We start from the raw sequence: 16,795 nt of genomic DNA, 5'->3' as shown, positions 1-16,795 counted from the left end.
GCCGAAGACAATCATGGCCGCGAGATTGCCCATTCCGGAACTCGCGGAGGATCGCGGCTTCTTCGACGCCGAAGTGAAGCTCGAGTGGCAAGGCAATACCATCAGCGGCCCGCAGGACATCCAATCGGCGGCGACCGGTCAGGTCGACTTCGGCGGGGCGTTCGGAGGCGCGGTGGCCAAGCTGGCGCAGGGCGGCGCGCCGATTACGGCCGTGGTGAACTCGGGCGCCATTGCGTGTTGTCACTGGTGCCGCTACTGTTGGTGCGGTCTCCATCTTGTGGATGTAGGTGACAGTTCCCTCCCACAAGAGTCCACATTCGCCACGGCGATCTCGCATGCCGTGTCCACGGCACCGCGCTCGGACCGGATCGCTTCAGCCACCCAGCACACCGGCGCGCAGCGAGCGTCCTTCCCAGCAGGCGGCATTCATGGCGACCCGCCGCATCCACAACTCACCAGGAGTAAGACCATGCAGGACAACACTATTCGCAGACAAGACAACGTAATCGGAGAGAACCGGACGACATCGGTCACCGGCATCCTCGATATCACCGACAACCGTGCCTCGCTGCGCGTCGACGGCTACCTGCCCGGACCGCGCGATGCTCATGTGCCCGCGCGCTCGATCCGCGAGCACGGCCTTCGCCGCGGCGATATCGTCACCGGCACAGTCGGATCCAGGCGAGAAGGCGTGCAACCGGCACCGCTGATCGGAGTCGACAGCATCAACGGCCTGCCTCCGGGCAATGCCGGGTCGCGACCGCACTTCGCCGACTTGGTCCCCATCTATCCGCAGGACCGCCTACGGCTGGAGACCGAGCCGCACGAGCTGACCACTCGCGTCACCGACCTGGTCATGCCGATCGGCAAGGGCCAGCGGGCGATGGTCGTCGCACCGCCCAAGGCGGGCAAAACGTCCGTGCTGCAATCCATCGCGCACGGCATCGCCAAGAATCATCCCGAGTGCCACCTGATGCTGGTACTGGTCGGGGAACGCCCGGAAGAGGTGACCGACCTGTCCCGCGCGGTGCCGGCCGAGGTCGCCGCCGCGACCTTCGACCAGCCGACCCGCGAACACATCGCGCTGGCAGAATTGGCCATCGAGCACGCCAAACGTCTCGTCGAAATGGGCCGCGACGTGGTCGTGCTGCTGGACTCGCTGACCCGGCTGGCCCGCGCCTACAACCTGGCGGCCGCCGGATCCGGCCGGGTCCTCTCCGGTGGCGTCGACGCCGGGGCGCTCGCGCCCCCGAAGAAATTCCTCGGCGCCGCTCGCAATATCGAGAACGGCGGCTCGCTCACCATCATCGCCACCGCCCTGGTCGAGACCGGTTCGCTGGCCGACACCGTGATCTTCGAGGAGTACAAGGGCACCGGAAACGCCGAACTGAAGCTCGATCGGCACCTCGCCGACCGCCGCCTGTTCCCCGCGATCGACATCGACCGATCGAGCACCCGCAAAGAGGAACTGCTGCTCACCGCCGATGAACTCGCCGCCACGCGATCGCTGCGAAAGACCCTCGCGGGCCGCGACCCGCGGCAAGCGCTCGAACTCCTGCTGACCGGCATGAGGCAAACCGAGACCAATCCGGAGTTCCTGACCCAGATCCGCAACGCGGGCTGAGTCGATGCGCTGTTCGACGAGATGTCCTGCAGCTGTTCCGCGGACGCGACGTGTTCGGCGCCCGCCGGGCGCCGAACACGTCTCACGCCTCGAACAGCGATTGCCCGAGATACCCGCCCGGTGCCGCGACCCCGGGCGGGATCACGAACACCGCGGAACCGACCGGCGTCGTCCATACGTTGAGCGCGTCGAATTCCGCGAGCCGGCGCTGCACCGGAACGAACTGCGCGTCCACGTCGCGCTGATAGGCGGCGAACAGCAGACCCGAGTTGGAGATCCCGCCCGGCGCGGGCGCGTCGTCGTAGTTGTAACCGCGGCGCAGGAAGCGCTCGCCGTCGTGGGTGTGATGAGCCCGAGCGATGTGCGACGACGGGGGGATGACGGGTATCCCGTTCGCGTCGACGGCCGTGAAGTCCGGTTCGTCGAACTCGTCGGTTCCGGTCAGCGGAGCACCGTTGGCAACGGTGCGGCCGATGGTGAGTTCCCTTTCTTCTCGGTCGATTCGGTCCCAAGTGTCCAATGTCATCGCGATCCGCCGAAGCACGCACGAGGTACCGCCGCTCAGCCAGGGCTGGGTCGCGCCGTCGTCCCACACCAGGCGGGCGAACTCCGGTGTGCCGGGAGCGAGGTTCACCGTGCCGTCGACCTGGCCCATCAGGTTGCGCGGCGTCCTGCCCGGCGTGGCGTCGCGGAATCCGCGCTGCACCCAGCGCACGGCGACCAGCGACGACACGCTTCGGCACAGCACACGCACCGCGTGCGACACCGTGGTCGCCTCATCGGCGCACACCTGCAAGAGCAGGTCGCCTCCGCTCCAGGCGGCATCGAGCCGATCGATGGGGAACGGGGGCAACGGCCGCAGCCAGGACGGCCTGCGGTGCTCGAGGCCGGCCACCGCGAACACCGCGGGCCCGAAACCCACGGTAACGGTGAGTCGCGCCGGACGCTGCGCCAGTTCGGGTTCGGTGTCCGCGAGGGCGGGCCTGCCCTGGGTGAGCCGGGCGGCGTCGCCGGTCCATATCTTCAGCAGTCCGACGAGGTCCTCGCGCCGGACTTCCGCCCTCAGATCGAATGCGACGAACGCCGCGTGCGCTTGCGCCACGGTGTCGATCCCGGCTTGGTGCGGTCCGTAGAACGGCACGGCCACGTCCCACGGCGACGGATCGGGTTTCCGCTGTCCGACGCGGGCGGCGCCGAGCCCGGCACCGGCGACGCCTGCCGCGGCGCCGCCGCCCAGCAGGAGTCGCCGGTTGATCCGTGCGGGTCGCGGTCCGCTCCGCTCAGCCACCGTGCGCGGGGGTCTGCGCGCCGGCGTGTGACTCGCCGCCCGCGTGTTCGGGCACGTAGTTCTCCTGATTGCCCGCGAAGTCGCGCACCTGGGCGGTGAATGTCGTGCTCGAGCCGTCGTCGAAGGTCAGCGTGAGCGACGTCTCCGATCCGGTGCGCAGTGGTCCGTGCAGGTCCATGAACATGATGTGGTCGCCGCCGGGCTGCAGTCGGGTGCGGCCGTGCGCTGGGATGACGAAACCGCCGCGTTTGGGCCGCATCGCCTTCGTCCCGTTCGCGTCGGTGGCCACTTCGTGCAGCTCGATCCGGCCGGAGGCGGGACTGGTGGCCGAGACGATGGTGCGGGGGGTGTCGCCGCTGTTGATCAGCTCGCCGAACGCGGCCGACATCCCGCTGTCGGCCGCCTTGACCCACTGGTCGGCAATCGTCACCGCATCGGCGGATGCGACGGTGTCCGTCTTGTCGGCCGATGAGCACGCGGTCAGCAGAAGAGGCACCGCCGCGGCGGCGATCGCGCCCCGCAGGAGGCGAGCGATGCGTGGCGGAGTGAAGGTATTAACAGCCATGAGAACTCCGGAAGTTTGTGTGATGTGGTGTTGTGTGGTGCGCCGACGAGGCGTTGGACAACCGATCCGTCGGTGGGCCTGTCGGTCCGTCACCAGGTGCTGTCGGTCGGCGCAGCGGGTTCGTCGCGACATGACCGGATCGTTCCGGGCGTTCGCTACGAACGCCGCAACCCAATGGGAACTCGCCGAATAGACCGCGGCCCTGCGAATCTCGTGGCGAATCGCTGCGCCGACCCACGATCTGCCGTGGCATTCGACGGTTCGTACAGGTTTTCTCCAGCCGCACGATGTCGATCCGATTCGCGTCGCAGGCGGGAAGCCCGCGACGCGCGCCGGCGCGAGGGAGAGGTCAGGCGCGCAGTGGTGGGCCGCGCAGACCGGAGCCCGAACCGAGCAGCAGGCGCCGTGGATGGGGCAGCGCCCGGCCGAGGGCGAACGAACCGATCCGGACCGGTGCGCTGGGCCCGTCGGCGAGCGCGCGCACCGTGTGCCGCACGTCGGAAACCGCACGCAGCACAGCCTGTTCGGCGGCGCGGATGAGCAGCGCGCCGAGCGGAACGGCCGCCAGATGCGTGCAGAGCATGGCCCACGTGGTGCCCGCGTGGTGGTGATGGCCGGCCGAGAGGGTGGATGCGAGGTGCGCGACGGCTTGCCCGACCGCCAGCGTCGCCATGATCTCGCCCGGTCCACGCCGGTGGGGCCACGCACCGGCCAGCACGCCCACCGCCGCGCACGCGGCGATCAGCAGGGCGATCGGTGCGGCGCCGGGAGACAGCGCGCCGCCACCGAGTGCGTGCGCGGCGATGCTCACCGCCCCGGCCGCGGATCCGACGAACGCGCCGCGCAACCGCGCCGCCACTACCGCCGGATTACCCACCGGTTCATACTACTGCCTGTCGTAGCGGTGACCGGCACCGGATCGAGTTCATGCCCGGGCCGTCGGGTCTGCCGCGACTCCGGGCTGTTCGGACCCAATCGGCCTGGTGCGCAATATGTGTGCAGCAGAACAGCGACGACGGTCCGCGGTGGCCCGCTCAGACCGTGAGGGCGGCGTGGACGAGATTGTGGTCGGATACCCCGCCGACGTCGTCGACCGCCGCCGCCGCGACGGTGGCGCCGTGCACCACCACGTGGTCGATGTACTGCGACTTCGGGCCCGAATCGCGGGGGCGGGTGGGGATCGCGCCTGCGGCGTATTCGGCGACGACGAAGTCGTCACCCAACCCGGCGGCGACGGAGGCGCGGTCGATGTTGAAGTCACCCAGCAGCACCGCGGCGTTCTGCGATGCGTCGGTGGCGAGTTCGGCCAGGCGAGTGAGTTGGTCTGTGCGCCGCCGGTCACCGGTCACGTGGGTGGCGATCACCGTCAGGCCGCCCGCGTCGACGACGAGAGCGCCTTTGCCGCGGTCCTGCGCGAAGGATTCGGCGGTGACTTCACGGCTCGGCTCGGCGGTGAGCACGACCAGATATTCGCCGCCGTCGAGCAGGGAGCTGGGGACGCGCCGCGGTGTCGGCAGCCGCTGATACCGCATCGCGTGGATCGTCCGGCCCGGCAGCGCCATTCGCAGGCCGGCCAACTGATCGCCGCTGACCTCCTGTAACGCGATGATCCGTTCGGTGCGTTCGGCCACCCGCGCGGTCACCGCGGCGATCCGCGCGCCCTCGTCCGGCCATCGGGTGGCGACGTCCTCGTACCAGTTCTCGGCGTGCACGCGATGCAGAACATTCCAAGTGGCCACCGTGATCACCTTCGCGATGGTATGCGACCGGGGTGGAACAAGTTACGGCGCGGGCTGCGCCACCCTCGGCGCACTCAGCCCGCGCTCTGGATGTCGACGCCCTGCTGGAGCGAGGCCACCGCGCGATCGAGGATGCGGTGGAGGGCCGGAATCGAATGGTCCGCACCCATCATCCAGTGATCGAGGCCGACGCCGAAGGCCGCGAAACAGGCCGCGGCCGTGAGCTGCGGCCGCAGATCGCCGGCAGGGAGCCCGGCGCGCGCGGCGAAGTTCTGCGCCATCGAGCGCTGCCGTCCGAGGGCGCCGATGAAGTTCTCCCGGCGCAATTCCGGGTTGCCGACCAGCAGCTGCCTGGCCCGGCGCGCCGTGTCCGCCTGGCGGTGGCGTGCCGGGGCGTCCTGCTCGTCGAGCAAGAAGTCGCGCAGCGCCGCGCGCAGGGCGGTCAGCACCGATTCGCTCACCGGGCGCCGGTCGACGGCGGCGAGCAGTTGCGCCATCAGGTCTTCCTCGTGGCTGAAGACCACCGCGAGCTTCGAGGGGAAATGGCGATGGAATGTGCGCCGCGAGACCTGCGCCGCGTCGGCGATCTGCTGCACGGTGGTCTGCTCGAACCCGTGTAGTTCGAACAGCCGCAGCGCCGCCTCGACCAACTCCCGGCGCACCCGCGTCTTCTCACGTTCGCGTGGACCGTTCACGCCCGTCATGCCCGCAGTCTCTCTTCGCGATGTCCCCGACCTTGATGTCTCAAAGTGACACTTTAGCCGATTGCCGGGCTATAGTGTCTCATCGAGACACCAAGCCGACGATCGAGAGGTGACGCCCATGTCGGTGCGACGTGCGGGATTTACCGTGGCTATGGCGGCGTTGCTGTGCGCGGGGGCGCAGATGGGTCCGGTGGTGGCCGATCCCGCGGGGCCGGGGGCGGCGCCGGGCACGGTCGCCACCGATGAGGCAATGCCCGAACCGCTCTGGATCGAGGGCGCGGGCACGGCCCATCGCCTGACGTACTGGACTCGGACCTCCGACGACCAGCCAGCGCTGTCCAGCGGCGCTGTCTTCGTGCCCGCGGGCACGCCGCCGAGCGGTGGCTGGCCGGTAGTGTCCTGGGAGCACGGGACGGTCGGCCTCGCCGACGAATGCGCGCCTTCCACCGCGGGTCGCAGCAAACGCGACCTGGACTACCTGGCGACCTGGATGCGCCAGGGCTACGCTGTCGTCGCGACCGACTACATCGGTCTGGGCACCCCGGGACCGCACGCGTACCTGGACGGACGCGCCGAGGCGCACGCGGCGATCGACATGGTGCGTGCGGCTCGCGCGGCCGACGATTCGCTGTCGTCGAAGTGGGTGGCGATCGGGCAATCGCAAGGCGGCGGCGCCGCGGTGTTCACCGCGTCACTGGCCACGAAATACGCACCCGATCTCGACTATCGCGGCGCCGTCGCCACCGGCCCGGCCTCCAATATCGTCGAGGCCGCTTCGTTTATCGGACCCGGTGTGCCCGCGATCGGCAACGCGCACCTCACCGCCTACATCGCGTACGTGATGAACGGAGTGAAGGCGGCGCGACCAGGCTTCGATCTGGACAGTTATCTCAGCCCGGTCGGCAAGCAATTGGCGACCGCCGCGGAATCGCTGTGCTTCCAGCCGCTCGCTGATCGCGCGCAGGGAATCTCGGTCGACCAGTTGTTCTCCCGCCCGCTCGCCGACGGCGATTTCGTCGTCACGGCCCGCCCGGTCATGGACGTCCCGCTGACGGGATACGACCGGCCGCTGTTCATCGGACAGGGCACCAACGACACCGACGTCCCCGCGCCGTTGACCGCGAAGCTGGTCATCGATCTGGAATCGCACGGTGTCCGGCCGGACATCCACGTGTACGCGGGGAAGGATCACAGCGCCACGATGGCCGCTTCGTTGCCGCACAGCATTCCGTTCGTCGCGCGCCTGTTCGCCTGAGCCGGGGCGCTCAGGCGCGCGCGGCCGCGGGCTCGAGGTCTGCGGTGTCCCGCGGCGGCTCGGTGGGCTTGCGGACCGGAATGGCCAGCGCGACCAGTGCGGCGAGCACGCAGACGCCGCACCCGATCAGCAGCTCGGTGCGGAAACCGGCCGCGGTGGGGATGGTGTGTCCACCGAGACCGGTGCTCATCTGCGCCAGAACGACTCCGGCGACCGCCGCGGACACCGTGGTCCCGATCGAGCGCATCAATCACGAAATCTCCACAAATGCCGCCGGTTCTCTCCACAACCGGTGGCTAGGGTTCGGTGCATGGAACACAGCGCACCGGCGCACCCCGCACGGCGGATCCTGGTCGTAGACGACGAGATGACCATCGCCGCATCCGTCGCGGCACGCTTGCGCGCGGAGGGGTTCACCGTCGAGCTGGCCCACGACGGCCCCTCGGCCGTCGCCGCCGCCGAGGCCGTCGACCCCGATCTGGTGGTGCTCGACGTCATGCTGCCGGGATTCGACGGCCTGGAGGTATGCCGTCGCATTCAGGCGCGCCGGGCGGTGCCCGTGCTCATGCTGACCGCGCGCGCCGACGAAACCGACCAGCTCGTCGGCTTGGGCGTCGGCGCGGACGACTATCTGACGAAGCCGTTCTCGCTGCGTGTGCTCGCTGCCCGGGTGCACGCGCTGCTGCGCCGGATGGACCGGGCGGCCGATCGCGACGGCGCCACGATCCTGGTCGGTGATCTCCGCATCGATGTCGACCAGCGCCGGGTCTGGCGCGCGGAGGTGGAGGCGCTGCTCACGCCGCTGGAATTCGATCTGCTCGCCCGGCTGGCCCGGCGCCCGCGCATGGTGCTCGCACGGGAGCGACTGCTCGAAGACGTCTGGGACTGGTCCGACGCGGCGGGCACCCGCGCGGTCGACAGCCACATCAAGGCGTTGCGCCGCAAACTCGGCGCCGACCTGATCCGCACCGTGCGTGGCGTCGGATACGCCCTGGAAGCCCGATGAGCGCCGGTCCCGAGAACGCGCCACGGGTGTGGAAGGCGATGTCCGGCACCGTTTCCGGCGAGTGGCGCAGGCTCAGCGACGGGGTGGCCGAGCTGCTGCCGCGGCCGTTGGACCCGGTGAAGTCGATCAAGCTGAAGCTCGCGATCCTCATGCTGTGCTCCGGCGGTGTCGCGTTCGGGTTCTTCCGATTCAAGATAGGGTGGCTGCCGCCGCGCACCACGCTCACCGCGGTGGTGATCGCGTTGGTCACCTCGCAATTCCTCGCCCACGGCATCACCAGGCCGCTGCGGGAGATGACCGCGGCGGCGAAGCGGATGGCCCACGGCGACTACACCTTGCGGGTGCGGGCGAGTTCGCGCGACGAAGTCGGGCAACTGGCCGAGGCGTTCAACCAGATGGCCGCCGACCTGGCGGCGGCCGATCGGCAACGCCGCGATCTCATCGCGAACGTCTCGCACGAATTGCGCACCCCGATCACGGCGTTGCACGCCGTACTGGAGAACCTGGTCGACGGCGTCTCCCAACCCGACCCGGCGACCCTGCGCACCGCGCTGGCCCAGACCGAGCGGCTGACACTTCTCGTCTCGGAATTGCTCGACCTCTCCAGCATCGAAGCGGGCGCCTTCCCGCTCGATCGCGAGGATCTGCCGATCGCGCCGTTGCTGGCCGACGTCGTCGCCGAAGCGGAGGTCATGACCGCCGCGCTCGGCCGCGGCGTGCGCTTCCGCACCGACGTGTTGCCCGGCGCCGCCCGCGTGTACGCCGACCGTGCGCGCCTGCATCAGGTGCTGCTCAACCTGCTCGACAACGCCGCCCGGCACGGGCCCGCGGGCGGGGAAGTCCGCCTGGCCGTGCGCGCATCGCAGGGCGAGATCGTGATCGAGGTCGAGGACGACGGCCCCGGCATTCCGCTCGCCGAACGAGCCCAAGTGTTCGACCGGTTCACCAGGGGTGGCCGCAGCGCGGGCGGAGGCACCGGACTGGGTCTGGCCATCTCCCGCTGGGTGGTCGACCTGCACGGCGGCGCCATCGCGGTCGCCGATCCCGGCTCCCGCATCCGGGTGGTTCTGCCCGGACGCTGATCTGCCACACCACCCGACCCGGACCGCGGGAGCGGACCCGGGGTGATTCCGCACGCCTATCGAAGGAACGAACCATGCCTCCAGATCCCGAACCAGCGCCGGCGCCCGGCGCGGCGCCATCCGGGCCGGCCGATGAGATGTCCTCGGTTCCGCCGGCTGAATCCGCGCCATCCGCAACCGATTCCAGCGAAGTTCCCGCTACGCCGGCATCGGTGTGGGCGCCGCCGGGGCGCGCAGCGGTCGCGGTTGCCCAGGTGCGTGCGGAGAACACCGGTCCGCCGGTGACCGGCCCGATGTTTCCCCCATGTCCGCCCAAGTGGCGCCGGGTCGCTTGCCCTCCCGGCGTGGCGCTCGCCGCGCTCGTCTCCGGAGCGGCTGCCGCGGTGCTGATCCACTGGGACCGGCCCGGCGTCGGGTGGCTCCTCGCGGCCGGTATCGCCGCGTCGGCGGTGTTCCTCGTCGACCGCGACGCTCGTAGGCGAGCGGCGAGTACGACGAGCGATGATGCGGGCGAGGCGACGTTCGAACGACAGACCGCCCGCAGCGGTTCTCCTCGGTACAACGCGGGGCGGCTGTGGTGGGCGACGCTCGCGCTCGCCCTGCTCGCGGTAGGGGCCGTCCGCGCCGCCGGCTGGTTGTTCGCGTTGTGCGTGGTCGCCGCATGCGTCGCCGGTTCGCTGGCGGTCGTCGCACGCCGCTCGGCGAACGGCATCCTCTACGACGCGTTCGCCGTCTGGCTCGCGGCGGCGCCCGCCGTGCCGTGGGCATACGCCGGTACCGCCCGCGTGCGTAGCGGGAACGCGCCACATGCGTGGCGGCTGGGGTTGTCGGCAGCGGTGACCGTCGCGCTGCTCACGGTGTTCGTCCCGCTGCTCGGCAGCGCCGACGCCATGTTCGCGGCGTTGCTCGAAACCGTGACGCCGGAGGTGGACATTCCGTCGATGGCGCGGTGGATCGCGCTGTTCGCGGTGGCCGGTCTCGGCACGCTCGGCGCGCTGTTCCTGCTGGCGGGCCCGCCGCCGCCCGCCACAGCGGCGGTGGCCGCGCGAACGTTGCGCCGATCGGAATGGGCGCTGCCGGTCGGCGCGCTCGCGGTCCTGTTCGCGGCGTTCGTCGCGACCCAGTTCGTGGTGCTCTTCGGTGGCGACGACTACGTCCGGCAGACCTCGGGCCTGACCTACGCCGAATACGCGCGCACCGGTTTCTGGCAGCTGTCGGCCGTCACCGTGCTGACCCTCGCGGTGCTCATGGTCGTGCTGCGCTGGGCGGCCCAGGACACCGCTGCCGACCGGTGGTGGCTGCGGGGTCTGCTGGTGGCGGTGAGTGTGCTCGCGTTGGTGATCGTCGCCTCGGCGCTCGGCCGGATGTGGACCTACCAGCAGGCCTACGGGTTCACAGTGCTGCGCCTGCTGGTGGAAGTCTGCGAACTGTGGCTCGGCCTGGTCTACGTCTTGGTGTCGGCCGCGGTCCTGCGGCTGCGCCGGGAATGGTTGCCGCGCGCCGTGGTGGGCACCGCGATGGCGACGCTGCTTGCGCTGGCCGTCCTGGACCCGGAGCGGTTGATCGCCGAGCAGAACATCGATCGCTGGCAGCGCGGCAAAACGCTGGACATCGAATACCTGGTCACCCTCTCGCCGGACATCCTGCCCGCGACCGACCGGCTCCCCGAGCCGCTGCGCACGCAGGTGCGTACCCGGCTGCGGGCGGACCTCGACGGGGACGCCTGGCCGAGCTGGAATCTGTCCCGGGCGAGAGCGCGGTGAGCTCCGTGCAATACACTTGTATTATCGCTGATCGTGGGTTATAACTGGCCTGAGTGGGCACTGTTGTCGCTGGTGGGGATCGACCCTCGCGAAGTGCTGCAGGTGCTCATGGGCGCCCGCCGATGGCCTCGGTGGGCGCGTGGCCGGAACGAACTCACGGTCCTGACGGTGTGGGGCCGGACCGAGACGGGCCGACCGCTCATCGTCGCTGTCCGCCGCACCGAAGGCTGGCAGTGGGACATCCTGGGCGCGGTCGAGATGACCGAAGCCCAGGTGGCCGAACTCGAGCGTTGGGAGCACGCCGATGACTGACTATCCGACGAACCCCGAGGACGTCCGGGACTTCCTGTCCGGTCTGGAATACGGCGACGCGCCCGTCCACCCGGCCGAGCTGCCCCCGCCGCTGCGCGCCGAGGACACGGTCACCGTCACCACGTCGCTGCGCATCCCGCTGGAGCTGCACCAGCGCGTCAAGAAGGCCGCCGAGCAGCGCAACGTGACCATGTCCGCACTCATTCGCGACTGGATCGAACTGGAGCTGGCCGCCCTGGAGAACGACCAGCCCATTTCGCGTGCCGACGCCCTGCGAGCACTGGCCGCCCTTCATCCGCTGCGGCAGTCGGCGTGAGTTTCCGCCGCGACGGCGTCACCGGTCGTCGCGGGTGAGGATCCGGTGCAGCCGGGCGGCGAACTCGTCGGGTGCGCTGCGGTAGCCGACGTGGTCGCCCGCGAACTCGACGACGTCCAGCCCGAGTTTCTCCGCGAGCGCGGCGTTCGGGAGCGCCGGGAAGGTGTCTCGCGAGTCCTGCCCGACCCCGAGCACCAGACGGTCCGCCGACGCACGCAACGCCGCGAGATCCGGGATGTAGCGCGGGTATTGCCTCAGTTCGTGCTCCATCCAGAACACCAGGTTCCGCTGGATCCTCCCGATCATCTCGACGGCCTCGGGCGGCAACTGCTCGCCCGGCGGAGGTGGCGCGATCCGCAGACCGATGCCCTCCGCGAACGCCGCCATGGCCGCGAGCGTGCCCTCGCTCCTGCTCTGTTCGTGGACGCTGTCCAAGAAGGTCAGCCACTTCTGGGCATCGGGCAGCAGTGTGGCCAGCGGTGGTTCGTGCGCGACCAGCGTGCGCACCAGGTCCGGCCGGGCGCGCAGCAATTCGAGCGCCACGATCGCGCCCGAGCTGCTGCCGAGCACGTGGGCGGGCTGGTCGGTCAGGTGCGTGAGCAGCGCCGCGGCGTCCTGGCCATCGGTGATCACGCGATTGTCCGGCGGTCCGTCGAGGGGGCTGCGGGTGAAACCGCGCCGGTCGTAGGAGACCACGCAGTATCGGTCGGCGAGACGTTCGGCGATGCCGTCGAAAGTCCCGGCGTCGCCGTTGCCGCCGGGGATCAGCAACAACACCGGTCCGTTGCCGCGGATCTCGTAGTAGAGCGTGGCGCCGGGGACGGCGAGGGTGTGCTGGGTCGGTACGTCCATCGGGAATGCTCCTGGAAGAAGAGACAGTTGCCGCAACGCCTCCCGGATGACCGGTAGCGCGGAAACGGGGGGATCGGCGTCGACCCATCGGTCGATGGCCACCGACAGCGCGGCCGCGATGGCGCCCGCCATGATCCGCGGGAACATGTCGGCGCCGAGGTCGCGTCCGGTGCGCTCGGCGATGGCCGCGGCAAGGGCGGTTTGGATCACCGCCTGGGATTTGAGGTACTCGCCCTGCAGCGACGGCGCTCGGGTGACCAAACGGACGCCGGCGGTCCACGCGGGGTCGGGCGGCTCGGCATCACGGAACTCCGCCAGCACGGCGTGGATCACCGCAGGCCACAGCGGCTCGTCGGCGGGCCGCTCGCGCAGGTGATCGGCGATCCGGCGGGCCCGGTCGACCGCCACCGAGCAGACGGCCTCGTACTTGCTCGCGAAATAGTTGTTGAACGTCCGGGGCGACACCTCGGCCGCCGCGGCGATGTCCTCGACCAGGACGTTGTCCACTCCGCGTTCCACAGCCAGCCGCAGCGCCGCGAAGCCGAGCGCCTCGCGAGTGGCGAGCTTCTTGCGCTCGCGCAGGCCGAGTACGAATGCCACGTCTCCACCCTAACGAAACTTGCGTGGGGCGCAAGATTGCGTGATCAGAAAGTTTTGTGCCAGACCGGATCAGAGGTCTCGGCATGCCGAAACAACTGTGGCGGTGGGTAATCGGATGGCTTAGGACATCACGGCGTGAATACCCGGCACAGGTCGAGCAGGTGGAGCCGCGTCTCACGCAATGACGGTGGGCCGTGGCTTTCCGCCCAGGGGATGCTCGATGGCAAGCGCTGTGGCCGATTCGGCGGCATCGGGACCATTCGTCCGTCCGACTCGGGCCGCCCGGGTGATATCAGGTCGGCTCGGCCTGTGCGATCCCGTCCAGCACCCGGCCCACCGCGCGTGCCAAGAGCCCGCCGACCGCGCGCGCCCACTCCGCTTCCCGCGACGTGCACTCTCTCGGCCCGCAGACCGCGACCGGCCGCACCGGCCTCACCTTCCTGTCCTCACCCCGCGGGCCGGACGACCGGTTCGAGGCGCTCGCGCAACGCCATCGCGTCGCGAGGCGCCCGCACCTTCGCGTCGTTGTCGAAATAGGTGTAGACGTCGCACGAGCTCGCCCACGAGTGGATCTTCTCCGCCCACATGTCCAAGCCCTCGTCGGTGTATCCGCTGACGTAGAGCTCGTCGTGCCCGTGCAACCGGATGTAGACGAAGTCGGCGGTGACCGCTTCGAGCAGCGGATACTTGCCCGCGGCATCGGCGACGACGAGGGCCACGTTGTGACGGGTCAGCAGATCGGTGAACGCCGGGGTCATGAAACTGTCGTGCCGGATCTCCAGGGCATGCCGCACCGGCCGGTCGGCATCGGTGCTGGTGTGCGCGGGGTCGACGCGGTGATCGTGCCGCCGCGCGATCTCGGCGGCTTGCTCGGTGCTGCGGGGGAGCCCGGACAAGAAGACGTCCAGCACGTCGGCGTCGAAGCGGAAGGTCGGGGGCAGCTGCCAGAGGATCGGGCCCAGTTTGGGCCCGAGCGCCAGCGGGCCGGACGCGAGGAAGTTCGCCAGCAGTTCGTCACCGTCGCGAAGCCGCTTCATGTGGGTAATGAAGCGGCTGCCTTTCACCGCGAACAGGAAGTCGTCCGGAGTCTGCTCCGCCCACCTCTGGTAACTGGACGGACGCTGCAACGAATAGAACGAGCCGTTGATCTCGACGCTGTCGAGTCGCTCCGACAGATAGGCCAATTCACGCTTGTGCGCGAGGCCCCGAGGGTAGAACGTTCCGCGCCATGGCGGGTAGACCCAGCCCGACGTACCGATCCTGATCCGGCCCATCTCTCCATGGTGGCAAATCCCCTACGCCGATGGGGTCTTCGCCGTCACCTTGCCGACCAGCCAGGCCACCGCCAGTGCCGCCACGAACGACAGCAGCGATGCGCTCATCCACGCCTGCCCGGTGAAGTGCAGGGCCTGCTGGACGTCGTCCCAGAATCGTGTCCACGCACCGGCGTCACCCGGGTTGACCAGTTGATATACCACGAACCCGGCCAGCCAGGCGGCCACCATGCCCCAGCGCGCGGGCGCGTCCGGCGCGGTGTTCCACTCGCGGCGGGCACGCAAGAAGAAGTCGGCGACGAGCACACCGAGCAGCGGCACGAACACCGAGCCGATCAGCCCGAGAAAGCCGAAGTAGTTCGCCATGTTCAACCGCAGGGCCAGAATCGTGATCAGGGCGCCCAGGCCGATCGAGAGCACCCGGCGATCCACGCGCGGTGCGAGATTCTGGATCGAGACGGCGGTGGAATAGACATTGGCGAAGGACTGATCCGCTTCTCGCAGCACGAAGACGAAGAAGAACAGCGCACCGAGGCTCACGTGCAGGAACGGTGCGTATGGTCCGCCTTCGCCGGTCGCCAGGGCCAGCGCGAACAGGCCGAGCACGTAGGCGATGATCTGGGTGAGTGCGTACGCCCCGCCTGCCGCGCCGAATGCCGAGCGACCGGAGCGGGCGTGCCGGGTGTAGTCGGCGGCGACCGGCACCCACGAGATGGAGACGGCCAAGGCGGCATCGGTGGCGACCCAGAAGAGGTTCCAGTCGACGCCGAACGGCCCGCCCCCGCTCGGACCCGGGTTCGCCCGCAGATCGGGCAGACCGGCGCGCAAGAACTGCGTGTAGAACCAGACCAGGGCGATCACGACGCCCGCGGTGACGAATCTGCGCAGCAACCGCACCGAGCCCAGCGGCCAGATCGTGAGCACGGTCGTCAGCACGCCGGCGACCACCACGTAGAGCCAGTGCGGATCACCGCCGAACAGTTCCTCGGCCGCGTCACCGATGACGATCAGCTCGAACGTTCCCCAGCCGATCAACTGAGCGATGTTGAGCGCGGTGGGCAGATAGCTGAGCTTCGCGCCGAACAGCCCGCGCAGCAGGACCATCGCGGGTTGTCCCGTGCGCGCGCCCGTCAGTGCCGCGGCACCGAGCATCGCCGCACCCACCAGGGTGCCCAGGACGGTCGCCAGGATTCCGGCCGCGATCGAGAGCTGCGCGGCTCCCTCGGGGTTCGGCGCGAGCACCGTATACGCGCCGGAGAACGCGAAGAGGCTGACGCCGAGATTGGCCCAGAACGCGCTCTGGTCCCAGAACGAGAGCACTTTCGGGGCGGGCTGGTCGAGGGTCAGCGGGGCTTCCCGCCTCGCGGCGGCACGGGTCGACGACGACATGACGGAAACGCTCTCCCTACGCCGGCATTACCCGGACAGGTGCATGCGGTCGGCGACGAGTGCGGTTCGCCCTCTCAGCCCGGCCCTGCCCGAGCTCCCGCGGTGGGGTGATTCCGGCGAATAGTACACCCGCGCCAATTTTCCGCCGGGTCGGTTGCCTGGAGATCGCCGTGACATCGGCGCGGCTCGAGCAGGCCCACGCCGGTGTCGAGCATCCCGGTTACGCCGTCTACACCCGAAGGCACGGGCGCCGCTACGGTTCGGGCACCTACTCGCACGCGCCGCTTCCGCTCGGCGGCACGGTCGGGGCGGCCGAGAATCCGTACCGGGAAGACGATTTCGGCGCCGGGAGACGCGGCGACCGAGCTGGTGCCCATCTTCCGGCGCCGGAACGTGTCGGCGGCAGCCACTCCCGCCGAACCGCCATCCGGCCCGCCCGGCGTCTCAGCCCATGAGGAACGAAGCGGCGAACCAGGCGAGCACGACCAGTACCGCACCGACGAGCGCGCCGGGGAACAACGCCCGCCCCTGCCGGGCCGCCATACCCGAGAGCAAAGCCCCCACAGCGAATCCCACGATCCCGCCCCCGACCATGATCCAGACGCCCGCGCCCGTATCGACCCGGCACTCGGGCTTGGACGCGCAAATGCCGCCCGCCATCAGGAACCACGGCGCGAGGACTGTCGACATCGCGGCCAGCGTCGCGGGCAGGAACCACAACAGGGCGCTGACGACGAGATCCGCTGTGCGGGGCGGTGCGACCGCGTGGGTCTCGGGCTCGCGCGTCGGATAGCCGGAGGGTGTCGTGCCTTGGGACACCTGATTCAGGTAACCGTGCATCGTGTCTCGCTATCGCTTGTCGGTGGAGTCGACCGGGCCGAGGGAAGTTATACACCAGCCATCCGCACGTCGAAGCGCTTGTGCTCCCGGCGATGCGAGCACGCGGTCGGCCCCCTCGAAGCGCAGCAGACCGCCCCCTCAGCCCATGCCTGCCCTAGCGAATACCCAGCATCGCAATCGGATTCA

General features: G+C 69.6%; 18 protein-coding genes, 1 pseudogene and 1 riboswitch. Of the genes and pseudogenes, 8 read left to right on the top strand and 11 right to left on the bottom strand.

Annotated elements, in window-relative coordinates; all coding sequences use genetic code 11:
- Nucleotides 1-13: 13 nt before the first annotated feature.
- On the top strand, nt 14-1,624 hold the full coding sequence (locus tag NA8_RS26685; RefSeq protein WP_245664019.1) for a transcription termination factor Rho, short form: 1,611 nt from the start codon (nt 14-16) through the stop codon (nt 1,622-1,624).
- 82 nt (nt 1,625-1,706) lie between these two features.
- Here the strand turns inward: NA8_RS26685 and NA8_RS26680 are convergent, their stop codons facing one another.
- From NA8_RS26680 to NA8_RS26660, 5 genes are all read right to left on the bottom strand, one after another.
- Complete coding sequence (locus NA8_RS26680; protein WP_063053104.1) at nt 1,707-2,912, bottom strand: Dyp-type peroxidase; 1,206 nt, start codon at nt 2,910-2,912, stop codon at nt 1,707-1,709.
- Nucleotides 2,905-3,477, bottom strand: coding sequence for a copper chaperone PCu(A)C (locus NA8_RS26675; RefSeq protein WP_063053103.1), 573 nt, complete (start codon nt 3,475-3,477; stop codon nt 2,905-2,907). The genes NA8_RS26680 and NA8_RS26675 overlap by 8 nt, the downstream gene beginning before the upstream one ends.
- 349 nt (nt 3,478-3,826) lie before the next feature.
- Nucleotides 3,827-4,354, bottom strand: coding sequence for a hypothetical protein (locus NA8_RS26670; RefSeq protein WP_063053102.1), 528 nt, complete (start codon nt 4,352-4,354; stop codon nt 3,827-3,829).
- A gap of 157 nt (nt 4,355-4,511) precedes the next feature.
- On the bottom strand, nt 4,512-5,216 hold the full coding sequence (locus NA8_RS26665) for an endonuclease/exonuclease/phosphatase family protein (RefSeq protein ID WP_245664018.1): 705 nt from the start codon (nt 5,214-5,216) through the stop codon (nt 4,512-4,514).
- Nucleotides 5,217-5,290: 74 nt separating this feature from the next.
- Nucleotides 5,291-5,920, bottom strand: coding sequence for a TetR/AcrR family transcriptional regulator (locus NA8_RS26660; RefSeq protein ID WP_063053100.1), 630 nt, complete (start codon nt 5,918-5,920; stop codon nt 5,291-5,293).
- A gap of 118 nt (nt 5,921-6,038) precedes the next feature.
- Between NA8_RS26660 and NA8_RS26655 the strand changes: the two genes are divergently transcribed.
- Nucleotides 6,039-7,175: a lipase family protein gene (locus NA8_RS26655; RefSeq protein WP_063053099.1), complete on the top strand. Its 1,137-nt coding sequence runs from the start codon at nt 6,039-6,041 to the stop codon at nt 7,173-7,175.
- A 10-nt stretch (nt 7,176-7,185) separates the two neighbouring features.
- Here the strand turns inward: NA8_RS26655 and NA8_RS26650 are convergent.
- Nucleotides 7,186-7,425, bottom strand: a pseudogene (locus NA8_RS26650) (MFS transporter); the annotation flags it as partial.
- Nucleotides 7,426-7,485: 60 nt separating this feature from the next.
- Between NA8_RS26650 and NA8_RS26645 the strand changes: the two are divergent.
- From NA8_RS26645 to NA8_RS26625, 5 genes are all read left to right on the top strand, one after another.
- Nucleotides 7,486-8,181: a response regulator gene (locus tag NA8_RS26645; protein ID WP_063825394.1), complete on the top strand. Its 696-nt coding sequence runs from the start codon at nt 7,486-7,488 to the stop codon at nt 8,179-8,181.
- 38 nt (nt 8,182-8,219) lie between these two features.
- On the top strand, nt 8,220-9,263 hold the full coding sequence (locus tag NA8_RS26640; protein WP_063053135.1) for a HAMP domain-containing sensor histidine kinase: 1,044 nt from the start codon (nt 8,220-8,222) through the stop codon (nt 9,261-9,263).
- A gap of 344 nt (nt 9,264-9,607) precedes the next feature.
- Nucleotides 9,608-11,026, top strand: coding sequence for a DUF4153 domain-containing protein (locus NA8_RS26635; protein WP_245664017.1), 1,419 nt, complete (start codon nt 9,608-9,610; stop codon nt 11,024-11,026).
- A 33-nt stretch (nt 11,027-11,059) separates the two neighbouring features.
- Entirely contained in the window at nt 11,060-11,338 is a 279-nt protein-coding gene (locus NA8_RS26630; RefSeq protein WP_063053097.1) for a hypothetical protein, read from the top strand.
- A complete protein-coding gene (locus tag NA8_RS26625) occupies nt 11,331-11,654 on the top strand; it encodes a ribbon-helix-helix domain-containing protein (protein ID WP_063053096.1) in 324 nt (107 codons plus the stop codon). Before NA8_RS26630 ends, NA8_RS26625 begins: the two co-directional genes overlap by 8 nt.
- Before the next feature lie 18 nt (nt 11,655-11,672).
- Here NA8_RS26625 and NA8_RS34770 read toward each other — a convergent pair whose 3' ends face one another.
- The 4 genes from NA8_RS34770 to NA8_RS26610 form a co-directional block, all read right to left on the bottom strand.
- Nucleotides 11,673-13,106, bottom strand: a complete 1,434-nt coding sequence (locus NA8_RS34770; protein ID WP_218019513.1) for an alpha/beta fold hydrolase — start codon at nt 13,104-13,106, stop codon at nt 11,673-11,675.
- Between the two features lie 292 nt (nt 13,107-13,398).
- The gene (locus NA8_RS35595; RefSeq protein WP_281199187.1) at nt 13,399-13,533 is read right to left on the bottom strand and encodes a hypothetical protein; all 135 of its coding nucleotides are present in this window, start codon (nt 13,531-13,533) and stop codon (nt 13,399-13,401) included.
- A 19-nt stretch (nt 13,534-13,552) separates the two neighbouring features.
- Entirely contained in the window at nt 13,553-14,380 is an 828-nt protein-coding gene (locus tag NA8_RS26615; protein ID WP_063053095.1) for a DUF72 domain-containing protein, read from the bottom strand.
- 21 nt (nt 14,381-14,401) lie between these two features.
- Nucleotides 14,402-15,769 carry a purine-cytosine permease family protein gene (locus NA8_RS26610; RefSeq protein WP_063053094.1) on the bottom strand — a complete coding sequence of 456 codons (1,368 nt, stop codon included), beginning with the start codon at nt 15,767-15,769 and terminating at the stop codon, nt 14,402-14,404.
- Nucleotides 15,766-15,880: riboswitch (TPP riboswitch) on the bottom strand. Its footprint overlaps the gene before it by 4 nt.
- Before the next feature lie 59 nt (nt 15,881-15,939).
- Here NA8_RS26610 and NA8_RS26605 point away from each other — a divergent pair.
- Nucleotides 15,940-16,224: a hypothetical protein gene (locus NA8_RS26605; RefSeq protein ID WP_063053093.1), complete on the top strand. Its 285-nt coding sequence runs from the start codon at nt 15,940-15,942 to the stop codon at nt 16,222-16,224.
- Here NA8_RS26605 and NA8_RS26600 read toward each other — a convergent pair.
- On the bottom strand, nt 16,214-16,609 hold the full coding sequence (locus tag NA8_RS26600) for a hypothetical protein (protein ID WP_063053092.1): 396 nt from the start codon (nt 16,607-16,609) through the stop codon (nt 16,214-16,216). The two genes, NA8_RS26605 and NA8_RS26600, sit on opposite strands and share 11 nt — an antisense overlap.
- Nucleotides 16,610-16,795 lie beyond the last annotated feature (186 nt).

This window comes from Nocardia arthritidis NBRC 100137 (genome assembly GCF_001612765.1).
Lineage (GTDB): Bacteria > Actinomycetota > Actinomycetes > Mycobacteriales > Mycobacteriaceae > Nocardia > Nocardia arthritidis.
The sequence above is the reverse complement of the archived record's forward strand: the minus strand, read 5'-3'. Positions and strand labels throughout refer to the sequence as shown.